This window comes from Labilibaculum manganireducens (genome assembly GCF_002843385.1).
Lineage (GTDB): Bacteria > Bacteroidota > Bacteroidia > Bacteroidales > Marinifilaceae > Labilibaculum > Labilibaculum manganireducens.
Genome location: NZ_MVDE01000004.1, coordinates 148,514 through 174,127 on the forward strand (window position 1 = coordinate 148,514; position 25,614 = coordinate 174,127).

Annotated in this window: 18 protein-coding genes; 7 read left to right on the plus strand and 11 right to left on the minus strand. The window is 35.9% G+C overall.

The features are described 5' to 3' along the window. Positions 1–59 precede the first annotated feature (59 nt). Positions 60–665 (plus strand): MarC family protein, encoded by a 606-nt coding sequence (locus BZG01_RS04445; RefSeq protein ID WP_101308626.1) that lies wholly within the window; start codon positions 60–62, stop codon positions 663–665. Between the two features lie 100 nt (positions 666–765). Continuing rightward, positions 766–1,506: a sulfite exporter TauE/SafE family protein gene (locus BZG01_RS04450; RefSeq protein ID WP_101308627.1), complete on the plus strand. Its 741-nt coding sequence runs from the start codon at positions 766–768 to the stop codon at positions 1,504–1,506. 76 nt (positions 1,507–1,582) lie between these two features. Here BZG01_RS04450 and BZG01_RS04455 read toward each other — a convergent pair whose 3' ends face one another. The 8 genes from BZG01_RS04455 to BZG01_RS04490 all read right to left on the minus strand — a co-directional run bounded on the left by BZG01_RS04455 (position 1,583) and on the right by BZG01_RS04490 (position 9,432). Continuing rightward, on the minus strand, positions 1,583–4,048 hold the full coding sequence (locus BZG01_RS04455; RefSeq protein ID WP_101308628.1) for a TonB-dependent receptor: 2,466 nt from the start codon (positions 4,046–4,048) through the stop codon (positions 1,583–1,585). A 204-nt stretch (positions 4,049–4,252) separates the two neighbouring features. Continuing rightward, on the minus strand, positions 4,253–5,101 hold the full coding sequence (locus tag BZG01_RS04460; protein WP_218973003.1) for a patatin-like phospholipase family protein: 849 nt from the start codon (positions 5,099–5,101) through the stop codon (positions 4,253–4,255). Positions 5,102–5,122: 21 nt separating this feature from the next. Continuing rightward, a complete protein-coding gene (locus BZG01_RS04465) occupies positions 5,123–5,857 on the minus strand; it encodes a lysophospholipid acyltransferase family protein (RefSeq protein WP_101308630.1) in 735 nt (244 codons plus the stop codon). A gap of 409 nt (positions 5,858–6,266) precedes the next feature. Then, positions 6,267–6,962: an SIMPL domain-containing protein gene (locus BZG01_RS04470; RefSeq protein WP_101308631.1), complete on the minus strand. Its 696-nt coding sequence runs from the start codon at positions 6,960–6,962 to the stop codon at positions 6,267–6,269. A 151-nt stretch (positions 6,963–7,113) separates the two neighbouring features. Further along, positions 7,114–7,374 carry a zinc ribbon domain-containing protein gene (locus BZG01_RS04475; RefSeq protein ID WP_101308632.1) on the minus strand — a complete coding sequence of 87 codons (261 nt, stop codon included), beginning with the start codon at positions 7,372–7,374 and terminating at the stop codon, positions 7,114–7,116. 189 nt (positions 7,375–7,563) lie between these two features. After that, a complete protein-coding gene (locus BZG01_RS04480) occupies positions 7,564–8,211 on the minus strand; it encodes an HAD family hydrolase (protein WP_101308710.1) in 648 nt (215 codons plus the stop codon). Next, positions 8,198–8,815, minus strand: coding sequence for a sugar O-acetyltransferase (locus BZG01_RS04485; protein ID WP_101308633.1), 618 nt, complete (start codon positions 8,813–8,815; stop codon positions 8,198–8,200). The genes BZG01_RS04480 and BZG01_RS04485 overlap by 14 nt, the downstream gene beginning before the upstream one ends. Positions 8,816–8,976: 161 nt before the next feature. After that, complete coding sequence (locus tag BZG01_RS04490) at positions 8,977–9,432, minus strand: ferritin-like domain-containing protein (RefSeq protein ID WP_101308634.1); 456 nt, start codon at positions 9,430–9,432, stop codon at positions 8,977–8,979. Between the two features lie 374 nt (positions 9,433–9,806). On the opposite strand from BZG01_RS04490, the gene BZG01_RS04495 reads away from it, so the two are divergent. The 5 genes from BZG01_RS04495 (at position 9,807) to BZG01_RS04515 (ending at position 22,394) form a co-directional block, all read left to right on the plus strand. Next, on the plus strand, positions 9,807–13,868 hold the full coding sequence (locus tag BZG01_RS04495; protein ID WP_101308635.1) for a hybrid sensor histidine kinase/response regulator transcription factor: 4,062 nt from the start codon (positions 9,807–9,809) through the stop codon (positions 13,866–13,868). Between the two features lie 373 nt (positions 13,869–14,241). Next, positions 14,242–15,906 carry a DUF1735 domain-containing protein gene (locus tag BZG01_RS04500; protein WP_101308636.1) on the plus strand — a complete coding sequence of 555 codons (1,665 nt, stop codon included), beginning with the start codon at positions 14,242–14,244 and terminating at the stop codon, positions 15,904–15,906. A gap of 37 nt (positions 15,907–15,943) precedes the next feature. Continuing rightward, on the plus strand, positions 15,944–19,090 hold the full coding sequence (locus BZG01_RS04505; protein WP_101308637.1) for a SusC/RagA family TonB-linked outer membrane protein: 3,147 nt from the start codon (positions 15,944–15,946) through the stop codon (positions 19,088–19,090). A gap of 129 nt (positions 19,091–19,219) precedes the next feature. Beyond that, positions 19,220–20,911, plus strand: a complete 1,692-nt coding sequence (locus BZG01_RS04510) for a RagB/SusD family nutrient uptake outer membrane protein (protein ID WP_101308638.1) — start codon at positions 19,220–19,222, stop codon at positions 20,909–20,911. Between the two features lie 85 nt (positions 20,912–20,996). Further along, positions 20,997–22,394 carry a DUF6055 domain-containing protein gene (locus BZG01_RS04515; protein ID WP_143470832.1) on the plus strand — a complete coding sequence of 466 codons (1,398 nt, stop codon included), beginning with the start codon at positions 20,997–20,999 and terminating at the stop codon, positions 22,392–22,394. Between the two features lie 256 nt (positions 22,395–22,650). On the opposite strand, the gene BZG01_RS04520 is transcribed toward BZG01_RS04515, so the two are convergent. Genes BZG01_RS04520 through BZG01_RS04530 form a run of 3 tightly spaced genes read right to left on the minus strand, consistent with a single transcriptional unit; the run spans position 22,651 to position 25,466 of the window. After that, entirely contained in the window at positions 22,651–23,109 is a 459-nt protein-coding gene (locus BZG01_RS04520; protein ID WP_101308640.1) for a ferritin-like domain-containing protein, read from the minus strand. Positions 23,110–23,121: 12 nt separating this feature from the next. Continuing rightward, complete coding sequence (gene gltA / locus BZG01_RS04525; RefSeq protein WP_101308641.1) at positions 23,122–24,624, minus strand: NADPH-dependent glutamate synthase; 1,503 nt, start codon at positions 24,622–24,624, stop codon at positions 23,122–23,124. Between the two features lie 23 nt (positions 24,625–24,647). Beyond that, a complete protein-coding gene (locus BZG01_RS04530; protein ID WP_101308711.1) occupies positions 24,648–25,466 on the minus strand; it encodes a sulfide/dihydroorotate dehydrogenase-like FAD/NAD-binding protein in 819 nt (272 codons plus the stop codon). Positions 25,467–25,614: the final 148 nt, after the last annotated feature.

The following is a 25,614-nucleotide window of genomic DNA, read 5'->3' on the forward strand; positions in this document are numbered from 1 at the left end:
AATTTGTAAGTTTATCCGAGAATCAATAGCTACACTTACAAGTCCAAAATTTTATTGTCATGAATTTCAATTTTATTCAAATCATCACCTCTTCAATGGTTCTTTTCGCAGTAATAGATATTATTGGATCCATTCCAATCATTGTAGATTTAAAGAAAAAAGGAGGTAAAATTGAAGCCCTTAAAGCAACTCTTGTTGCACTTATTGTACTAATAGTCTTTACTTTTCTAGGTCAGAAACTTCTTGGACTATTTGGAGTTGATATTTCAAGCTTTGCAATTGCAGGTTCATTTATTCTATTTATTATGGGTGTAGAAATGGCTTTGGGAATCGAGATTATTAAGTATGATGGTCCCAGTGGTGTTTCAATTGTTCCAATCGCCTTCCCGTTGGTAGCTGGTGCTGGTTCATTTACAACGGTTCTTGCATTGCGTGCCGAATATGCAATGGAAAACCTAATTGTTGCCATTGTGCTAAATATGATATTTGTTTACATCGTACTGCGGTCAACGAATCTTGTTGAGCGCATTCTTGGCGAAGGTGGAATTCATGTTTTGCGTAAAGTTTTTGGAATTATTTTGCTGGCCATTTCGGTAAAGCTGTTTATGACTAACGTAGCAATTCAGATTTATTCCTTATTTCCTTTCTTAAGGGAGGTTCTATAACATTTCTCAGAAAGGAATTTTAAGCATATTTAACGCTCAACATATTTTTGAATCCACTAACTTTGTATCATTCAAATACAAATTATTAATTGGTTTCCTAATGCATGACATTACCATAATTCAGATCATTCTCTGCACTATCGTTATCCTTTCAGCAGCATTTATAAAAGGGATGACCGGTTTTGGATTTGCATTACTGGCAATCCCATTTCTTTCTTTTATTTTCCCCATGCAGGTATTGGTTCCTGCCATGAGTTTATTCAATTTAATTACCAGTCTGGTGATTCTGTTTAAACTGCAGGAAAAAATAAGGGCATACTATTTTATTCCCATGTTTATTGCTAGTTTAGGAGGAATTCCTTTAGGTATTTATGCTCTTGAATATGTTAGCAGCGATACTTTACGACTTATAACCGGAATTCTCATTATTCTGTTTTCGATACAAATGTTAGGCAAGGTGAAATTGGCCAAACGCTTTTTAAATTTGCCAATTGTTTTTGCTGGTTTCATAAGCGGTCTTTTGGGCAGCGCCATATCTGTGGGTGGTCCCCCATTGGTTATTGCAATGAATCGTAAAGGCTATTCAAAGGAAAGGTTCCGTGGTGTATTTGCCTGGTTCAGTACTTTTTCAGCCTTTTTCACAACAGCAGCCTTTTTAATGAAAGGCATGATTGAAATGGAATCTGTAAATCTTGCTCTTTTCTGCCTGCCTATTCTATTTTTTGGATCGCATTTTGGAGCTAAGTTTTCCGGGAAAATTGAGCCTGAAAAATTCCGAAAAATAGTGATTGGGATTAACATCATTACAGGATCCTTCATTGTGATTTCGAGCCTTATTTAGCCATCCAAAATTAAGAGCATAAAAAAGGATGTTCCTTAGAACACCCTTTAAAATTAATTCGATATGGTTGTTGTTATTACATTTCAAATTCTTCTACATCAACCCCGCCTTCTGATCCTCTTTCACGCTTCATTTTATAGTTGTTAATTTTAAAACTTAATTTCAAATTGAAAGTCGGCGATTTATGACTAAACCGGCTAAAGTTGTAAAAATTATCCCCTTCGTATAAGGTTTCATGTTTTGCTGTTCCAAAAATATCGCGAACCTGAAAAGTAGCAGACAGCCTGCGTTTCATAAAATCGCGCTTTAAAGCTGCTGATGTTGTAAAGAACCCCTTGCGTTTCCCTTGAGCCCAGTTTGTTTCTGATTGATAGTTCGCAGTAAACTGAACCCGTGTTTTTGGATCAAAAATAATGGTTGAATTATTCCTAAGTCCCCAATTGTAACTTTTCGTTGAGAAATCCTTATAAATATCCTCATCAGATGAATTGGTTATCGTAAAATCACCTTCTTCTTTGTAGTGATAGAAATTACCTATTAAATCGTTCTTAAACCATTTGCCAAAAGATAAATTTATAGTCGCTTCCATTCCTAAAGAATAATCATTACCTACATTAACAGAAGTGCTCTTCATTACGTTTCCCTGCTCTTCCCAAGGATATCTAACACTTTCTATTTTATTGTGAGTGACTTTATAATAAGTTTCAAAAGTCACTGACTGATCTCCAAAACGTTTCGAATAAGCCAACTCGTAAGAGTCAATATATTCAGGATTCAAATCAGGATTTCCTTGTCGCACATTGTAGGCATCTGTCCAGGTAACAAAAGGCTCCAACCAATAACCTCTCGGACGTTGAATTCGTCTGGTATAACTTGCCATTATCTGATTGTCTGATCCCAAATCCATCTGTGTATGAATGGTTGGAAAGAAATCCCACCGTTTAATGGTGAAAACCTCAGATTCATCTTTAAAATCAATTTCCCGGTTTGTATATTCAGATCGGAAGCCCAGTTGATAGCCAAACTTTCCAATTTTTGAAGCATAAGTTGTATACAAACCATGCACCTGCTGATCGTAAGTTACATCATGACTGTATAATGGCTGAGGCTCATATTGTTTGCTTACAACATTATAATCCTCTTGCTTCGTATCTGCCTCACTGGAGCGAATCTGACCTTGATATCCGAGTTCAAACTTTGCATCCTTTCCCAATGGTAAAGTATAATCGGAACGGATTTCCCATCTGGTTCCAGGCCCATCCTCAGTTGCAATTTTCCCGGATGTTTGATTGCCACTAGCATCAAACAATTCGTTGGTTGACTGCTCATCACCACTTCCGCGATGCGAATAAGTAACCTGAGAAGCCAACTGATGACCTTTACCACTAAATTTTCTGGTGTACGAAAAGTTTGAATTCACAAAAGTCATTTCTTTCTCCCAAAGATCTTCACTATCGTATAAAATTCTTTCCGGATCAGTACTGTCAAACTCCTGATAATCCAAAACCGAACCCCGTTCCATGTCTCTGTTTCCGTATCGAAATCCAAACGAAATTGTATTTTTATCATTGATATCAAAATCGAAACCAGTACGAATGCCATAACCCAAACGCTTCATTTTAGCTTCACCATCCGATAACACCGAACTTGTAACACCCTCATAAATGGTTCTGTTTTCGGTTTTAGTTGTCCCTTCAAACTGACGGTTGCTGTAATCCAATCCTAAATTCCAATTCCATTTCTTCTTGCGGTAATTAATTAAAATATCACCGCTTCGGTTTTCCTGGCTACCCATTGATAAGTTAGCCACTCCATTCAATCCCTTTTCGGAATTCTTTTTTGTGATAATATTAATAATTCCAGCCGTTCCTTCCGGATCGTATTTCGCTGAAGGATTGGTAATAATTTCAATATTCTCGATTACACTTGCAGGCATTTGCTGCAAAATATCCGATGCATCCAAAATAGAAGGTTTTCCATCTACCAAAACGGTAAAATTTGAATTGCCCCGAAGACTTACATTCCCTTCAATATCAACACTTACAGATGGAACATTCTCCAAAACATCAACAGCAGTTCCACTTGCTGCAGTAATTTGCCGGCTAACAGGAATTACCTTTTTATCAATTTGATACTGCACCGGAGCACGTTCAGAAGTTACAACAACTTCGTTTAATGCTTCGCTTGCCTGTCGTAAGTTCACAATCTTTAAATCAGCCAGATTTCTGTTTCTATCGATTGGAATATTTCTAACGATGGCTTTATTATAACCAATAAAAGTAATTTCAACGAAGTATTTTCCAGGCTTCATCTTTGCAAGCTCGAAAGCCCCTTTTTCATCAGTAATGGTTCCGTCAATAAGGCTTGAGTCGGCCATATTGTAAACAGAAACCGTTGCGTATTCAACAGGAATATCCATAGCATTGTCCATCACAATACCTTTTATTACTCCGCCTTTCATTTCCGGTTTTAAAACCGGTTCCTCTGCCTTAGCTGATATTACTATAAAGCTTAAGCAGATCAGAAGAATTAATCGATTCATTTAAATTGAATTATGAGTTTTATAAATTGTCCAGACAAACTTACCATTCAAAAGCCAAAAACATCTACGAAATTTGATTTTTAGATTTTCGTTAACATTTGGGCGATCAAAAAGCCTATTCGCCAGACTATCATTCCTCTCTATAGACAATAAAAAAGGCAAAAGGTTTAAAAAGAAAATTATTTTTCCGATCGGAGGATCAAATTACAGAAGATTCCATTTTTCGATTGCAATTCGCCCCATTTCCCGTCCCAGTTCGTAATCTGTTACCAGTGTGGCATAATCTTGAGTGAATCGCTTTGTTTTGAAACTTTCGGGAGGACAAATATCCAAAATCTGAATGTTTTGCGGTGGATTTTGAATAAAATCGATTGATGAATTGTAATTGTCCGGACGATTCAACAATGCTTTCACCAAACCCGGATGTTTTCGAAAGAGCAAACGTCCCAATTTCGATTCCATTCCTTTTTTCATCCGAAAAGAATTTGGACGGGAACGAATCACCATAATTTTAACAGCTCCCTTTTCCACTGCTCTTTGAATTGGAATGGGTGCAGAAACGCCTCCATCTGAAACTATTTGTCCGTCTATTTTCAAAAAATTGCGGTAAAAAAGAGGAACTGTACAGCTGGCCTTCATCACATGACTAAGGCTTTCTGCATCAGGCTTGATAAAAACCGATCGGCCATCTGAATTCATGGTAACTCCAATTTCAAAATCAGGATTGTTGGCAAACAACACATCCAGATCAATAGGCAGTTCGCGGGTAGTGATATCCCATGACCAATCTAAATCCATTAAATGTCCACCGGCTAAAAACTTCTTCCAACTGATGTATTCAGGCCGTAAAGAATAATCTGTAAACATCTTGAAATTTCTCTTTCTCTGCCTGGAAAGATAAGTGGCCGCATTAACTGCTCCAGCGGAAACACCTAATACAGAGTGAAAAGGATTGAATTCCATCTCTATAAACTGATCCAAAACACCCGCAGCAAAAATACCGCGCATTGCACCACCTTCCACTACCAATGCTGTTTTGTTGTTTTGGTTCATCATTGAGCTTTTCCTTAGTAATTATTGGTTCAATTCTTTCTTAATTAAAGCTTCAACCATTTCGGTTAGTTCAATTGCAGTGTAAGCTGCAGGCTCAATAGGTTCTAAAACTTTATATCTAACCTTAGCTCCCAAACACAAGGGGAACATTCCTTTTTCTTCAATTTTATAATTTCCATCGACCACAAAAGGAACAATTAACGCATTTGGTGCGGCCTGAAGTAAAGCCTCTATTCCACCAGCTTTAAAAGGTTTCATCACTCCTGTTTTACTTCTGGTTCCCTCAGGAAAAATGCTGGCTGCATAATTGTTTTTTGCGATTAACTGACCCAGCTTATAAATTTCAGGTATTGCCTGAGCTCTGTTCTTTCTATCGATTAAAGCAGCTCCCGAATGGCGAAGATTATAAGACACGCTCGGAATGTTTTTAGCCAATTCCTTTTTTGAAATGAACTTTGGATGGTGTTTTCTGAAAATCCAGACAATTGGCGGTATGTCGTATACTCCCTGATGATTGGAAACAATGATTAACGGCCTGTCGGTCGGCAAGTTAACTTTTGGCAAAGATGTAATACGAACGCCTAAAAACACAACCACACGCATTAAAAAAAAGTTTAAAACATCAACCGAATTCTTGTGAGCCTGATAGCCAAACAACTTGTGACAAATTACTTGTATTGGATGAAAAATCACCAATAAAAGCAAAAACAGGATGTAAAATATAAAGCTGAGAATATAAGACAGGATCTTGATCATTTATTTTTCGATTTTGTATTTCTCCACAAAAGAACAAAAAAAACATTTATAGATAAAGTGTTGCGGGAAAAATTGACGAATTGCCACTAAAAATACCACTATTCCTGGGATAGCTGAAGTGAAAATTTAATCACAAAGAACTCGAAGTACTGCACAAAGTATCACAAAGCGTCTGTTTCTTTTCTTTGGGTGACTTCGCGATAAGCTAATGGGTGACAACTTAAAAAACACAGTAAAATTTAACCGCAAAGTGCTCGAAGTACTGCACAAAAGTATCACAAGGCGTCTGTTTCTTTCCTTTGTGTGACTTCGTGATAACTTTATTTTTCCTCGGTGGTAAATGCCTTTTCTGAAGCATAAAAAAGATCCCTATTTTTATAGAGATCTTCGTGTTTCTTTCCGGTTAATTCTATTCCAAAGCAAAGCTGATCATCACGGAATATTCCAATTTAATTTTCTGAAAATCAAGATCAGGAACACCCATAGCCGATTCAAAGTTTTCACTTTTAACCCGCATCATAGTATTTACCATTTGTCGGCCATAGGGCGAAGAAACTTCATTGATATAAATGGCTTTCCCCACTTTTTGTCCGATTGCCTCGGCCAGAGCTACAGCTTTTTCTTTACCTGCTATAACAGCATTTATTTTAACCTGCTTGCGATACTTCTCAATTTCGGAATGATCCACTCTCAAAATACTGATATTTGATATCTTGATTTTATCCAACTCAACAAACACCTTTCCGAGTGTTTTAGAATCGTGTACCAACAGCTCAAAATCTTTCGATTTCTTCATATCGGCACGTTGAAAAAAGTGATTCTGCAAATTACTGGCAAAATCAGATACTGAAAGCTGCTCCTCCAAATTGATACCGGCCTTTTTTAAAGCCACAAACATTTGCTTTTCCAATACTTCAATGCTTTCCTTGTTCTTGGTGTCTTCCTCATCCAAATGAATGTTTAAATAAATTTCATCGGGAACGACCTCTAATTCTGCCAATCCTTTTACTTCAATGTAGTTTTGATCAATAAAGTTTTTCTGAGCTTGTGCCATTGCACTCCAGCTAAGGAAAACAGCCAATAGTAGTATTACATTTCTTTTCATCTGTTTATAATTTTTGTATGAATGTTATTTTTTACAAGGTTTTAGTAAACAAATACCGTGCTAATCATTATTCTTTATTCAAAATAAGATGAATTGTATGCAATTTAGTTGCGTCAAACTTTACTAAAAAACAATATTCTAACAAATATCACTACTTCTTCCATCTTTCCAAACGTCCCATACCTCGGGTAAACAACCAGGAAATAAGCTTCGAATGTCCGCCTTCCATCATCTTTTGTTTACAGAAATTCTGAAAATCGTGAAGCGTTCCTGTATAAAGAAACTCTCCGTTCGCGTAACAGTAGCTGCAGTATTTCAAATTTTTACTTCCATCGGCATTGGTTCCTCCAGCCTGAGGGTCTTTTTTCATGGGCATTCCACAACTCTGACACATTTTATTTGCTTTATTCATGCTGTTATCGTTTAAATGATGTATTTGGAATTATAATTTAGTTCGGTAATCTGATTGTGAGACTTACCATATCAATTGAAAAACGGAAACAAACTACAGCCTTGAATTTACGAAAAAAACAACAATTATCCCTACAGCCTATTGAAGGTAAATCGCACAATTACAAGGATTTATCAGCGATTATCAAATTTAAATTTTGGAATTTATCCAATCGGTAAAATCACTGGTATTATAAAATAATTCTTCCGGATTCAACTCTGCAAGTTTCGCCGGTTCGGCTGAATTTGCCCATGCCGCTGCAGCTATTGGAATGCCGGCATTTTTACAGGCAACAATATCACTTGGAGCATCGCCAACATAAATTACTTCATTCTTGCTTACATCCTTAAAGTAATTTAAAACAGCAGTTATTCCTTCCGGCTTTCGTGGCCCAAATGAATGTCCGGTTTCAATTGTTTCAAATAAATGAGCAATACCAAATTTCTGTAATGAAATAATTGTACTGTATTTTCCTTTGCCGGTAACCATGGCAAGCCTGATTTTTCTATCTTTTAAATCGGCCAACAGGTTTGATATTCCATTAAAAGGCGTTGGACACATTTCGTGCAGTTGCTCATAATAACACAAGTAACGCGAAATGCCTTCCTCGTAATTGTTGGGAGCCAATGCCATTATTGTTCCTTCCTCCGAAGGGCCGAAGGTTGCAATTATTTCTTCATCGGAAATTGATCTGCCAATAAGCGGTTCTATTGATTTTTTGAAAGCTTTAATACACAATGGCAAAGTATCGCCAATGGTTCCGTCGAGGTCAAAAATTACAGCTTTAATCTTTTCCATGCGATCTGTTTTGCTCATTTATTTTTCGGATTATTTTGCATGGATTACCAACCGCAACACAATTTTCAGGAATCGATTTGGTTACAACACTTCCTGCTCCAATCACAGAATTCTTTCCGATTGTTACTCCTGGTAAGATAATCACACCTCCTCCAATCCACACATTGTCCTCAATTTTTACGGGCAGTGCATAGGTTCTAAAGAATGGAAGTTCTGTACCGGGATCCCAATCAGTTACCAAACGCTCGTTTACATCTGTTGAATGAGTTGCAGTATAAATCTGCACATTTGAGGCGATCAACACATTGTTTCCAATTTCAATTTTATTACAATCAACAAAAGTGCAGTTGATATTGATAATTACGTTGCTGCCAACAAAAATATGCTTGCCGTAATCGCAGTAAAAGGGCGTATCAATATTTACATTATCGCCTAGTTTCGCAAATAGCCCGCGCAAAATATCTTTTCGGTTTTCGGCATCGGTACTTTCTGTCGAATTATAGCTTTTTGTTAATTTCCGCGCCTTGTGTATCAGACTTTGATTTTCCTCGTTGGATGTATTAAAGACTTCCCCATCCAAACATTTTTGCATTTCAGTTTTCATTTCATTCGTTTTTGAAATTCAAAAATAGAGAAGAACAGCCGATTATTTTTTCATCTATCTTAAAATCATCCATTCGCCCGTATGGTAATTAAATGTTGTTGGGTCATTCCCAAATAGGAAACAATATATCCTAAATTTACCCGGCTAAATATTTTCTAATTTTAATTCTCTGTTAAAATATTATTATTGTATTCCACTTCAAAACAAAGTTTATGCTTTGCTTTTTCCTGAGCAAGCACAAGGAATAATTTTTTCGACGGTTCATCTAGGGCTGCAGAAGCTAGATCCTTATACAATCTAAAAGCGATTTTCTCCTTTTTCATGGCAATAATCAGTGCGTCCTGATAGGTAAAATCATTTCTGGTGTGATCTACATCCTCAAGACTACCAGTAATTTTCATATCCTTAATTTCATCCAGGTTCAATTCCGGTTTCGCATCCTTCATCTTCTCCAGTCGAAGCATTCTGGCTGTTTTCTCTAAAGCAATATCCCCAAAAAGTCCTTTCACATGTTTCCTGTCCATTCGACTTGCAACCTCCGAGTAAAACTCAACTTCATCCATCTCCTTATCGATTGCATAATCAATAATTTCTTCAAATGTCCAACGTCTTTTCACACCCTAAATTTAACTGTTTTAAATGTGAAATTTTACTCCGGTCGTTTTAGGGGCTAAACTAGGTGTGTTTTTCTTTTCAGCTGTAGTAACAATCAATACAAATGAATTTTTGTATATGAATTCTCAATTCTATCCATCCTCAAATTGAGAGAATCTATTAGTCATCAAAAAGCTAACTTAATATAATCACCAATTAAAAACACCATCATATTCAAGCAATAAACTTCTCATAAAATGATTCAAACATGTTTTAGAGCAATATATTGTACATCTGAAAAGAATAAATATCTCAAAATTGCATTTCTTCTATTATCGTACATATATTAGCACAATTATTATATCAACTTCAATACTTGGAACTCATCATCCAGATCATGAAACAATTAAGTTTACACCAAAAAAAATGGCGAATAAAACATATTCTTCTCATTATTATTATTTTTTTACACATCGCTATCCCTTCAAATGCACAAAAAATAAAAACTCCACTCGAGTTTACTCATTATACAACTAAGGATGGATTGCAATCAGCATATATTAAAAGTATCGTTCAGGACTCTGATGGTTTTATATGGGTTGCTGACAGAAATGATGTATTACGTTTTGATGGAGAAAATTTCAGCAAATTTCCTGCATATGATGCTTCGGGAAAACAAACAAAATTATATTGTCAAAAGCTATTCGTCACTTCAGACTCCATTTTGTTAGGAAGAACTAATCTAAAAGAATTTTACTATTTCGATAGTAAAACTGAATGCTTTTTACCTTACAAATTATTAAATGACTTGAATCCTATTCAGGAAATTGCCACATCATCAAAAGGATTTTGGATAAAAAAATCAAACAAGATTTTTTTCCTTGACCCTAAAAACGGATATATTGAAAATATCCTGCACAAGCTGCAGATAAAACAAACTCCAGAGAATGCAAATCTTTATACAGTATCAGTAAATAATAAATGGTTAGTTTTTAATTCTGAAAACCAATTGTACTGTTATAATCTAGAAAATGAAGAATTAATAACACATACCTTCTCCTCCGAAGAAAATTTAATTCAATATGAGTTATTGTTTCTCGATTCGAAGCAAAATATTTGGTTAAGTTCATTTTATTCAGGCATTTTAAAATTTAATTTAAAAAGTAAAAAATGTATCCACTTTTCAAAATCCAAAAATGGTAACTGTCATCTACCCAGCAATTTTATACATTCTTTCTCTGAAGATCAATTAGGCCGAATCTGGATTGGGACTGAATATGGATTGGCTGTTTACGATAATGAGTTGGAAAAGATGAGTATTTACAATCATCAATTTTCCAATCCTAAAGGACTAAATAGTGATCCAATATACGACACATACTGTGACAAACATGGCAACATTTGGCTGGGAACCTATTTTGGAGGTATTAACTTGTGGAGTAATAATAAAACTTTCTTTCAAAAATGGACCCCTGGCCTGGGAGAAGGACAAATCAAAGGGGATGTTGTTAGATGCATAACCGAAGACAACACAGGCAACCTTTGGATTGGCTTAGAGGACAAAGGACTCAATAAGTATTCCCGGCTAACCGGTAAAGTCACACACTTTACCGATAAATACAACAACCGACTATCATACAATAATTTGCACGACATTATATTTATTGATGATACTAATGAGCTTTGGATCGCAACTTATACTGGAGGTATTAATGTTTTAAACGTCCAAACCAATAAGTTTCATTATTTCAACCGCGAAAACACCCCTGAATTATTTGTTAATGACATCTGCATGTTTGAAAAATATGGCGACTCTATTTACATTGCCACTTACAGTGGTATATTAATATATTCACTAAAAGATAAAACATTTCGAAAATTAAAACCTAACCGCATTAATAATATTGTAGTCTCGAGTATATGCAAAACAAAAGATGCCTTATGGTTTTCTGCCCTTAACCTTATTTATAAATATGTACCTGAATCTGATTCGTTAAGCATTTTCGATAAATTCCCTGAATTGCACGGGATTAACTTTGTTAAGACCGATTCCAAAAACAAAATTTGGGTAGGTGATTGTTACGACGGCTTATTCTGCTATAACAAAGAACAAGATAGTCTTTCACACTTTTACCTCGAAAATGGATTTCCCGCGAATTGGATTTATAGCATGGAAGAAGGAAGTGATGGCTGGATCTGGGTAGGAACAGACAAAGGATTGGTGAAATTTCTTCCGGATAGTGCTAAAAGTATTGTTTACGATAATAATTCCGGAATACCTATTGAACAATTTAATTACAATACCTCTTTTACTGATAGCAAAGCAAATATTTATTTTGGAGGAAACGGTGGAATGATATCTTTTAATAAAGATGCTGATCCACCAAAACTTCAGAAATTATCAATTGTATTTACCGGTGTTAAACTTTTTAATAAGTTGCTTAAACCTGGCGACTTAAAAAATTTCGATCAATCAATTAACAAGCTCGAAAAACTGATACTCAAACATGACCAAAACATTATCACACTAGAATTTTCTGCATTAAGCTATGCATCAAATGAAAAATGCAAATATTCCTACTATCTGGATGGCTTTGAAAAAAATTGGAACGAAATCAGTAATCGTAATTCTGTTACATATACCAATCTAAATCCAGGAAAATATACATTTAAAGTAAAGGTCTTTAAAGATGATTATATTGTTGAATATGGAAAACGTGAATTACAAATTATTGTATTGCCCCCATTTTGGTTAACATGGTGGGCATACACAATATATTTTGCTATTGGAGTTGTACTGATTTTCTCCATTTTTCGTGTTGGGAAAAACCTTGAGAAATCAAAATTCAGTGCAGAATTCGAACATCGTGAGAAATTACATAACGAGGAAATACATAAGATAAAGATGAATTTTTTCACCAACATCTCTCATGAACTTAAAACACCATTAATGCTCATACTTGGACCAATCAATAAGATCCTTGAAAAGCAGAAAATAAGTCCAGTGGTAAGAAGAGATCTAAATAATGTAGAACAAAATGCCGAACGCCTATATACTCTCACCAATCAATTGCTTGAATTTCAGAAAATTGAAAATAGTAAGGAAATGTTACGGGTAAGTAATTGCGATCCAACACTATTTTTCAATGAAATATCAAGTTCTTTTGAATCATTAGCCGAATCTAGAAGTATTCTTTTCCAAACAGATTTCCCAAAAGAAGGAGAAAAAATATGGATTGACCTTGATAAAATTGACAAAATCATTTTTAATCTTTTATCCAATGCATTTAAATTCACTCATGAAGGAGGAAAAATCACCCTTTCAATCCAACTAATTAAACGTTTTCCTTCTTTAAACAGCTGTTTTGATTTGCTGATTACTGTAAAGGATTCAGGAAGAGGTATTCATCCTGAAGAGCTTGATAAAATATTCGAACGCTATTATCAGGCAAAAGAAAATTCTAACGGTTCAGGTATTGGGTTAGCTTATGTGAAAAGTCTGGTTACGATACACCGCGGAACAATTAATGTGGATAGTATTGTTAATACAGGAACTTCTTTTACTGTTAAAATTCCGATAAATAAAACTGATTATACTGAAAATGAATTTAATACTGCACCCGATCAATTTATTCCTCATAAAGAAATCCCTATTCTGCAAATAAACAAAAGAAAAAGTAATTCGATAGATATGGATATCCTCTCGAAAAAACCTCATATTCTAATTGTAGAAGACAATATAGAATTGCTTGATTTTTTAAAAGAGGCACTCGAAGAGAACTTCAGAATTACAACTGCGATTCATGGAGTAGATGCCCTTGAAAAATTGGAGAAAATTACTCCTGAGCTAATTGTTAGCGATATTATGATGCCACAGATGGATGGAATCCAATTAACTGTTCAACTAAAAACAAATTTGAAATACTCACATATTCCTATTATTCTACTGACATCAAGAAGCGGAACTAAAAATAAATTAGAAGGGTTACAAACTGGAGCCGACTTTTATATTGAGAAACCATTTTATCCTAAACTCCTTGAACAGAACATTAAAAACATTTTGAATACCAGAAAAAATGTGATAAATAAATTCAAAACAGAGAACAATGTCGCCATTGAAGAAATGACAATTTCCGAACCGGATAAGATTTTTCTGGAAAGAATTATCGCTATAATTAGAAAAAATATCAGCAATCCTGAACTTGATGTAATGTTCTTAATTAAAGAAATGAGTATAAGCCGTACGCTGCTGCATACAAAACTAAAAAATATTGTTGGATGTTCATCAACCGAATTTATAAGATCCATACGATTAAAAGAAGCCGTAAAACTAATATCTTCAAAAAAATGTAATATTTCGGAAGCAGCCTACGAAACAGGATTTTCCAGTCCTCAATATTTTTCAAAACGTTTTCGTGAGTATTTTGGTAAATCACCCAGAGAATATTTTGATATTTAGTAGTCCCATTTATAGTATAAGGAGGATACATATCACAAAAGATAACTAAGTCAAAATAATAATTTGAATTCAATTACAACTATAAATAGTCTGTTGAGGAATGAATAATATTCTCTGACAGACTTTTTTTTCAATGATTTTTTAACCCCAATTAAAAAATAACCATCCCAAAATCCTTATCTCTTCTGTACTCTACCGCAAACGTTTGATGAAGAACATATTAAACAAATTCAATCAAGCTTTTATTTGTGGTTTCTGAACATTGATTTAAGTTTTCTGAACATCTATAACCTTTCGTTTCAATTCTTTAAGCTTATTTGCATGCATAAGTAAATATAGTAGAATACCTAACCCTTAATCAATCTATTGTAATATGAAAATAAGAAAACTTTGCTATCCAATTTTAGCTATTTTCCTGTTAAGTGCATGCGGGGATGATTTAATGAATCCTGTCCCATTAATAGAAATCGATCCCGGATTTGCAACTTCAGGATTTTACAATGCAACTTCAGTTTCACAAAATGAATCTGAAAAATATACCATTGAATACAACAGAGTTCATGGAATATCCAGAGAACTAAGTATGAGTTTTATTATTGACGAAGCATCCCTTGAAAAGTACAACGAGGACAATGGAACCAGTTATCAACTCTTACCGTCCGAGTATTATTCGATAACAGAAGGTGTGAAATTTGACATTAAATCGAAAAAGACAAGTTTTGAAATGACCTTGTATTCAAAAAAACTCTATTTATACGCTGGTTCTGTTGAGGCTGCATCAAACTATCTATTACCAATTAATTCAGTTACTACTGAAACTAAAGGTGTAGACATTTCTGAAAACAAAAATACACTTTTGGTTCATGTAAATATGAAATCCTCTGCCATTACTGTTTCTACATCTGCACCTACAAACCTTTATTTATCAAAAGACAGTGAAATAAAAGAAACAATTAGTGTAACCGGGGCTCTAAATTTTACGGGCATTGATCCTAACACTGTGTCAATGTTTGTAGATACTCAGGCACCTTTATTAAGCACAGGAGAATATACTCTTTTACCTGAAGAAAATTATTCGTTTTCGGTAGATAATGTTAAAGGCTCCGGAAATATAACTGTGAAAGGAGAAATTAATGCGACGGGTTTAACTGAAGATAAAAAGTACCTGCTGCCATGTCGTTTACAATCATCCAATTCCGATTATCTTATAGTTCAGGAAGATCCGGTATATTATATTATTAATATTTCTGACCTTAAGGTATCCATAACAGAAGCAAGCGCATCGGAGACTGTTGAAACGGCATCCTGTTTAAATATTCTTAATAGTTCGGTGAATGTTACAACAAACACAATAGTATCAAGCGATTTATCAATTAATTTCAACTACGATCCATCTCTGATTTCTGCTTTTAACACTAACTCAGGCACAAACTACCAAACTTTACCTGAAGGAACTGTAACAATTGAAAATGGCAAGGTAGCTATTGGAAGTAAAACCGCAAATATCCCTTACAGCATAGATCTTTCCGATATAGATCTCAGCAATGATGTTCATTATTTGGTTCCATTTGTTTTAAATGAAGGAAATTTGGAAACAGGAACAATATCCGGATCAAATACAATTTATCTTGACATAATAAAATCGTTGGCCGGAACCTATAAATTAAACATTACTGATAATGCACGTTCTCGTAATATTGGGAATGTAGTATGGGATGCTTCTAAATGTCAACGTGCAGGCGATACAGCTTGGGATGCGGTTATTGCTGATGCTCAGTATGGTTTCAATGGAGATGGTGATTGGTATGTTGTATTATTCTCTGTTACAGATGAAGATATGACAGGCAAAGAAAATTGTAAAAAAATAAAGATCCACACTTTCCTTGAATTATTAGAAGAAAACGGAGGAACAAATAAGGTAACAGAAAACAAATCATATTTCAATACACTTACCGGCGAGGTTTATATCGACTGTTATGTTTATGAAAGCTGGTTTGAAAAATCATATAAAGAAACCTATTCATTCACATTAGAATAAAAATCTAAACCCAATAGAAATAATAAAATAAAAGAATATGAATGAAAATTTAAAATTCAATCCAATATTGCGTAAAATCATATTTTACACAATAGTATGCCTTTTACTCATTTCTTTCTTTCCCGCAAATGCGGCAATAACAAAGGGTGATATTGCTATCCTTCAAGGTGAAGTAATTGTAAAAGGGACTGTCAAAGACATAAATGGAGAACAATTAATAGGAGTCAACGTTATCGAAAAAGGAACAACAAATGGAACAATTTCTAATCTTAACGGAGATTTTTCGATAACTGTTTCTTCTGAGAATGCAACTCTTGTATTTAGCTATATCGGTTTTAACCAGCAGGAATTCGCTATTGGAAATAAAAGAGAATTTAATGTAGTCATGAAAGAAAATATGACAGGATTAGACGAAGTTGTTATTGTTGGTTATGGTTCCCAAAAGAAAGCAACTCTCACCGGTTCTATTTCGCAGGTAAGTGGTGATGATCTCAAGAAAGTTTCAGCAGCCAACCTTACCAATACTTTGGCAGGAAAAACTGCCGGTGTGATTGCTAATGTGAGATCCGGTGAGCCGGGAGAAGACAATGCAACAATTTTTATTAGGGGAAAAGGGACAACTGGAAATAACAGTCCGTTGATAATTGTAGATGGAATTGCCGGCCGGGGATTTTCCCGACTAAATCCGGAAGATATTGAATCAATCTCGGTACTAAAAGATGCTTCGGCGGCAATATACGGTGCCAGAGCTGCTAATGGTGTAATTCTTGTTACCACAAAACGCGGAAAAAAAGGTGGCATTACAGTTAAATATAATGGTGACTACTCCATTTCGCAGCCAACACGCATCCCCGATATGCTAAATTCACTTCAGTATGCAACATACGTGAACGAGTACGACAGAGGACACGGATTATCAGAAACTTATAGTGAAGATGCTCTGCAAAAACTGCAGGATGGTTCTGATCCCATTAATTATGCCAACACCGATTGGTGGAATTCCGCAGCAAAAAAGTGGGCTCCCAAAACACAGCATAACATCTCGGTAAGCGGAGGTAATGAGAAAGTGCAATTCTATACTTCAGCTCAATACATGTGGCAGGATGTCATCTATAAGAACAGTCCGCAGGACTATTCCCAGTATCAGTTTACAGCAAATTTAGATGCGGAACTTTCCAAGCGGATCCGTTTTGGTTTGGATGTTAATGGCCGTCAGGAGAGCCGGAAACGTGGAGTTTATGCTACTGATTATCTTTTCGGTTATTTCTTAACAACAAATCCGATGGCTGCTCCATACTACGAAAATGGTTTGCCTCGTGTTGGATTTGATGGGGTTACAAATAACGCAGCGGTAATGGTAACCGATCAGCCTGGCACCAGTGAAAAAAAGAATAATATTATCAACTTGAAACCATTTTTACATATTGACCTTGATTTTATTACAAAAGGTCTTTACACTGAAGGATATGCAGCACTTGACTATTCATTTCAAAATGGGAAAGATATAAATCATCCTTATGATTTATATCAATACGATTCAGCAACCGATAAATATAACAGCAAGAGATCAGCAACCGGAGCTATTTCGTTAAATTCCTGGGCAGATAATTCAGATGCAATAACCATTAATGCTCGTTTGGGCTATCAAAATTCATTTGGCAATCACAAAATAGATGCTTTTGCTGCTTACGAGCAATACAAATACAATTATAATAATGTATCGGCATATCGAACCAACTATCTTTCTACATCCATAATGCAGATTTTTGCAGGCAGCAGTAATCCTGAGGATCAAGGTACCGGAGGATATGCTGGTGTGAGTGCCCGCCAAAACTATTTTGGACGTATTAACTATAATTTCAACGATAAATATCTTGCAGAAATAAGCCTGCGTTATGATGGATCAATGAATTTTCCTGCTAATAAACGTTGGGGACTTTTCCCAGCTATATCATTAGGCTGGATTATGTCTGAAGAATCATTTTTTAGTCCTTTAAAATCTGTTGTAAACTTCTTTAAACTAAAAGGCTCTTGGGGAATGATGGGGAACGATAACATCAATCCATTCCAGTTTTTGTCAAGTTATGGCTTTATTTCAACTGAAGATCACTCATCAGATGGAGTTTTGTTTGGTGATGCTGTGCAAAAAGGGCTTTTCGAGAAAGTTACAGCCAATCCTTACATTACCTGGGAAACAGCTAAAACAACAAACTTAGGGACTTCAGCTCAATTCCTTGATGGAAAATTCAATCTTGACTTTGATTACTTTGTCTCTAAAAGAACTGATATTTTACGCACAAGAAATGCCTCAATTCCTGACTATGCCGGTTTAGCTTTACCTGCTGAAAACATTGGCAAAGTAAAAAACAGCGGTATCGAGATTGTTGCAGGTTATAACGGCAGCCATGGTGACTTTAAATGGAATGTCAGCGGTAATTTCACCTTCGCTGAAAATAAAATGGAATACATTGATGAAGCTGTATCAACACCAGCTTGGCAACGTGCAACAGGACATCCGATTGATGCAATGGTTTTATACGATGCACTTGGAATTTACCAAACACAGGAAGAAGTTGACAACTCAGTGCACATCGATGGAGCCAAGCCTGGAGATCTGATTTACAGAGATACAAATGATGATGGAAATATTACTTACGATGATGCCATCAGAGTTAACGAATCAGCAACCCCAAAAATTGTTTATGGTTTAACATTAAACGGAAGTTGGAAAGGCCTTGATTTTAATGCCTTTTTCCAAGGACAGGCAAAAGCAAAAATGATGGTACAGCCTACTATGAATATGATGACAGATTTTTATGAAGGTCGCTGGAGTGATGCAAATTCTGCAGAAAAAAATGCAAAAGCCCGCTGGCCAAGAGCCTTCATAAAACAAACTTATGGGGATGATTTCAACGGCAGAGCTTCTACTTGGTGGTTAAGGGATGCAAGGTTTTTGCGTTTAAAATCAGTGGAGTTAGGTTATTCATTACCAAAATCAATATCTCACAAAATGGGAATAACAAACTTGAGGTTTTACGTAAATGGAAGCAATTTATTTACTATCGACAAAATCAAAGATTTTGATCCTGAAATATCTATTAATGCTGATAACTATCAAGCCAACGGACTTACTGCTTATCCTCTGCAAAGGACAATTACAACTGGGGTAAATCTATCTTTCTAATCAGGTAAAAATCAAAAAAAAATTATAATCATATGAAACGTCCATGCCAAAGTAATTTTGACACACAACGGGATGGTTATTCCAGCATGGTAAGTTCCATATGGCAAATCAAAAACAAATTATAATCATATGAAAAGATATATTATATACGTACTTGTATTATTCACGTCTTTATGCATAATTTCCTGCGACGACGAGATACTGGATGTCGATCCGGTAGATACATTCACCGATGCTGCAGTATGGAATGATTTAGCTTTGGCCGAATCTTACTTAAATACTTCATATACCAAAATAAAAGCAGAAGCAGAAAAGGGTTCAAGATTTGCAAGCCTTTCAGAAGAAATTTTTCAGATGCACACCTATGGTACAGAAAATGTTCGGCAAGGTTATCTCTCTTCTGATAATTCAAGCTTTGGTTGGGAAGACGACATGTGGAATCCTTGGGATTACTTCTATGGAGCTATAAAAGATGTAAATCTATTTCTCGAAAACATAAAAGAAGTCCCAACTCCAAGTTCAGGAGATGATATCTGGAAAAATGATTTAATCGGACAAGGACATTTTTTAAGAGCTTATTTCTATTTCCAGCTTTACAGTCTTTATGGAAGAGTTCCATTAATCAGTCAGGTATATCCGTTGGATACAAAAGAATTTACAGAAACCCGCGCATCACTGGAAGATGTAGCTAGCTTTATTGTTACCGAGTGTGATTCCGCCGCGAACCTTTTACCTCTGGAATATAGTAACGCTAAAAATTTTGGAAGAGCTACAAAAGGTGCAGCTCTCATGCTAAAAGGCCGGACATTGCTCTTTGCTGCCAGCCCTTTATACGATAAAAATTATCCAGATCAGATAAAATGGCAAAAAGCTGCAGATGCAAATAAAGCTGTCCTCGATCTGCATAAGTACAGTTTACAATCCATCTCCAATTCTGATGAATATGCTTCTTTATTTTTAGATTCTAAGAATCCTGAAATTATTTTCGAAAAGTTGTATGATAAAAAATATGTTGCGGGTTCTAATAATGTTTTCCTGCATCAGGCTCCTTGCGGAACAGGAAATGGGTTTCAGGGATGGGGAACCTTACAGCCAACGCATAATGTTGTAAGTAAATTCCAAATGAGTGACGGTTCTAAATATATTCCCAATAAAAATACAGAAAAGCCTTGGGACAACAGGGATCTGCGCCTTCATGCCACTATTTTTGTAGATGGAGACAACTGGGGATTCGGTGATGATAATCGTGAAATAGAATTTTTTGTTTCAGGAGAAGCTGAAGTCGATCCAGGAAAAGACAGCCGGGAAGGGCCATCGTGGTGGAATGCCACTCAAACTGGCTATGGATTAAAAAAGTTCCTTGATCCGAACTATGATAATTTTGGCACTAATGCCAACACAACGCCATGGATTTATATGCGGCTTGCTGAAGTGTATTTAAACTATGCTGAATGTTTAATTGAATTACACAAAAACCCAGAAGCGCTTATCTATATCAACCTTGTTCGTGAGCGCTCCTTACTGCCTCCCGCAGAAGGCGTAGATATACGTGCAGAATATGAATACGAACGCCAGATAGAACTATTGTTTGAAGGTCAGCGTTGGTTCGATATCCGAAGATGGAAACAAGCTGAAGAAATTTACAAAACACCAATTGAAGGAATAAACATCAAGAAATTTAAAGATGGAAGTAAAACCTACGAGCTAAAATCAGAAGCAATTGAAACCCGTAACTTCTATGCTCCGAAAAACTATTGGATGCCAATTCCTCGCAGTGAGTTAAGAAAAGCACCACAACTGGATGCTACTCCGTACGAATAAGTTTATAATAATTGACAATACAGAGCTTGAAGAAGGGAATTCTCTTCTTCGAACTCTTATTTATTCAACTTAAAACGTTTTAAAAATGATCAAAATACGACCCTACTTATTCTGCCTTATCTTTCAAGTGTTGTTTTTTTGCAGTTGCGGAGATTCTGATGATTCTCCTGATAATCCCATAGTTAAACCTGATCCTGAATTCCCCGAAGAAGAAAGTTCAAAAGAAACCTATTACCCAGCAAGTATCTGGAATGTGGAACAAGATAATGACTACCAAAATAGTGCAAGTCAGTTCTCTGTTGCGAGAATGAAGGAAACAGCAAATTTGGTTGCTTTTTGGGAATCTAAATTTGGAAATGATCCTTCAAAAACAGCAGATACAGAATATCGATTTCAATTGGACGATCTAATAGAAGAAAGTGAAAAAATGTACAAATTCTATCGTGACAGTCTCAAATTTGTAGAGAAGGGAAACTCCCTTACCGACAAATACCGAATGAACTTCTACATTTATTATAGCAACGAAGGAACCGTTTATGGAGGAGGTGCAGAAAATAAAATTGGAGCAATGTGGCTTACCCCCAACCGGATTAAAACCAAACCTTATGCAGCTATGGCTCATGAAATGGGACATGCTTTTCAATACATGGTATCATGCGATGGTAAATGGGGATTTACATCCGGCAACAACGTGTCCATCTTCGAAATGACTTCGCAATATATGCTGTTTCAGTTTTATCCAAACTGGATGAAACTGGAGAATTACCACTTCGACAATTTCATGCTGAATACACACAAGGCTTTCCTTCACGAGGATAATATGTATTGTTCTCCCTATATTTTGGAATATTGGTCAGACAAACACGGAATTGATTTTATTGGTAAACTTTGGAATAAAGCCATAAACGGGGAAGATCCTGTTATGACATACCAAAGAATAACTAAAATAGATCAAGCCGCCTTCAACAATGAAATATTAGATGCTGCCCAAAAATTTATGACTTGGGATATGGATCGCATTCGTCCTTATGCAAAAAATTATGCAAATAAACATACCTGCGCTTTTAAATCAATAGGTGACGGCTGGTACCGCATTGCAGAAAACCGATGTCCTCAAAACTACGGTTACAATGGAATAAGATTGGAAGTTCCTGCGTCCGGAACGGAAATAAGACTTGATTTTGAAGGCATTGCCGGTGCTGACGGATACAATGCAGTGAATGTGGATAAAGCAGGTTGGGGCTATGCTTTTGTAGCTGTTAAAACCAATGGTGAAAGAGTGTACGGCACTCCCAATTTCAATTCAATTGGTAAGGCTTTATTTACAGTTCCCGAAAATACTTCTTACTTATGGTTAGTTGTTACAGGTGCTCCTTCCGAACATTGGATACACAATAATGACGGGTTTTCAGGCAACGATGAACAATGGCCCTACAAAATTAAACTTACAGGAACAACGTTACATAGTTCTGTAAATAAGTAAAAGTTCCCTTTTCTCATACAGAGGTGAATTTTTGAGTCGGTTAATTCGTTTTAAGAATTGCCGGCTTTTTTATTACAACCTCCTAATTTAAATCTTCTGTTCAGTTTGAGTCCAATTATCCATTCTTTACTTTAAAGAAGATCTTTTAATTTTTGACTCACGAACTAAAGACCTCCACTCTATATCTTTTAAAGCATAATAATAAAAAAGAGCTGCAACCCAATGCTGCAGCTTTTCCATACAAAGTTTTTTAATTCTAATTCTCTGTTAGAATATTATTGTCGTATTCCACTTCAAAACGAAGTTTATGCTTTGCTTCTTCCTGAGCAAGCATAAGGAATAATTTTTTCGACGATTCATCTATGGCCGTAGAAGCTAGATCATTATACAATCTAAAAGCGATTTTCTCCTTTTTCATGGCAAGAATTAACGCTTCCTGATAAGTAATATTTGATTTATCAACATCTACATCCAGTAAATAATCCCCAATTTTCAAATCTGCAACTTTAGCTTCTGAAACCTGATACTTTTTACCATTCTTAATTGCCTCCAATTTGGCTCGGTGACCAAGTTCTTCCAAGGCATATTGCTCAAAAGTATCTTTCATCTCCTGATGTTTCATTTTACCAGCAAGTTCTGTATAAAAATCAGCAGCCATTTGTTCTTCATTAATGGCAAAATCTAAAATATCTTCAAGTGAATTAAACTCTTTCATTTTTTCTAATTTTTAGTGTTCCACTTTATTGGATAAATATTTTTCCTGCAAATAGATATTCATATTTTTAGCAGCTTTTCTACCATCTCCCATTGCAAGAATAACTGTAGCGCCACCGCGAACAATATCTCCACCCGCAAATACTTCAGGTATTGACGATTGCATTTTATCTTTTACAACTTCAATCGTTCCCCATTTCGAAACCTCCAAGCCTTCTACAGAATTTGGAATCAATGGATTTGGAGAAACTCCTACTGCTACCACAACTACTGTTGCATCAATAGTATATTCAGAACCTTCCATTGGAATTGGTCTTCTTCTGCCCGATGCGTCAGGTTCGCCTAATTCCATTTTCTGAACCTTAATTTGCTTTACACGACTATTTTCATCAGCAATGTATTCAATTGGATTCGTTAAGGTAAGGAACTCTATTCCTTCCTGCTTTGCATGATGAACTTCCTCAACACGGGCAGGCATTTCTTCTTCAGAACGACGATAAACAATAATTGCTCTTTCAGCACCTAATCGTTTTGCAGTACGAACCGAATCCATAGCAGTATTACCACCGCCAACAACCACAACATTTTTACCGCGTAATATTGGCGTATCCGATTCTTCCGAATCAGCTCCCATCAAATTCACACGGGTTAAATACTCATTTGATGACATAATTCCGTTCGAATTTTCACCCGGAATATTCATAAACCGAGGTAAACCAGCTCCACTACCTACATAGAATGCTTTATATCCTTCTTCTTTTAAATCATCTAAGCTTGCAGTTTGTCCTACAATGTAGTTGGTGATGAATTTCACACCCATTCGGCGTAAATTTTCAATTTCCACATCAACAACTGCATTTGGCAAACGGAATTCAGGAATGCCATATTTCAACACTCCGCCAATTTCATGCAGAGCTTCGAAAACAGTTACATCGTAACCCAATTTAGCCATATCGCCGGCAAAAGACAAACCTGATGGTCCGGAACCGATAACTGCAACTTTAACACCATTTGATTCTGCCAATTCAGGAACAGAAATTACTCCGGATTCTCTTTCAAAATCTGCAGCAAAACGTTCCAAATGACCAATTGCTACAGAAGGCAGATTCAATTTCTCAACATAAAAACACCTTTGCTCACATTGTACTTCCTGAGGACAAACACGACCACAAACCGCTGGCAAAGCGCTGGTTTCTTTTAAAACAGATGCCGCTTCCAAAATATTGCCACGCTCAATATTTTTAATAAATTTAGGAATATTGATACTAACAGGGCATCCTTCCATACAGGTTGGATTTACACAATCCATACAACGCGTGGCTTCACGCATTGCTTCCTCTTTGGTTAAACCAACATTCACCTCAACACGCTGAGACTTAATTCGTTCTTCAGGAGCCATTTCTGTCATCTCCACCCTTTCAACCGCCATACGATCTTTGGCTTTTGTCAGTTTTTGGAGTTCGACTCTCCACTCTTGTTTACGTTCGTTTTTTATATATTCTTCAGACCTTTCCATTGTCCTGTTTTGTCTTTAATTGATTAATTTTGAAAATGATCCATTTTGTCATTTTCTTCTTCCTTGTAACCGCCTAATCTTGACATCATTTCGTCAAAATCAATTTTATGAGCATCAAACTCAGGTCCATCTACGCAAGTAAATTTAGTTTTACCATCAACGGTAACCCTGCATGCTCCGCACATACCCGTTCCGTCAACCATAATACTATTCAAACTCGCCATGGTAGGAATTTCATATTTCTTGGTCAGCAAGGAACAGAATTTCATCATAATGGCAGGCCCAATGGTGATGCACTCATCCACTTTTTCACGCTTAATAACCTCTTCCATACCTTCAGTAACCAAACCTTTTCTTCCATATGAACCATCATCTGTCATCACGATAAGCTCATCGGAATGTTTGCGCATTTCATCTTCCAGAATCAAAAGCTCTTTTGATCTTGCTGCAATAACAGTAATAACACGATTACCCGCTTTTTTATATCCTTCAACAATTGGAAGCAGTGGCGCAACACCAACACCACCACCGCAGCAAAGCACAGTGCCAACATTGTGAATTTCAGTTGGTTTTCCAAGCGGACCAACTAAATCTGTTACATATTCACCAACTTCAAGCTGACACAATTTAGTAGACGACACGCCCATTTTCTGAACGATAATGGTAATTGTTCCCTTTGCAATATCTGCACCGGCAATTGTTAAAGGGATACGTTCCCCTTTTTCGCCTACCCGTACAATTACGAAATTACCTGGTTTGCGAGCCTTAGCAATTAAAGGTGCCTCAACCACAATTTTTACTACTTTTTCTGAAAAATTCTCTTTTTCAACTATCTTGTTCATTACTTTTCTTAAATAAATGAATGAATAAAATGCTAAATAACTGGAATACCACAATTCAAACAATCTGATTCGCAATCGATTCCATTCTGATACTACAGCACATATTTACAATTCAAAAGTATAAAGAAGTAAGATTCCAGCCTAGCCA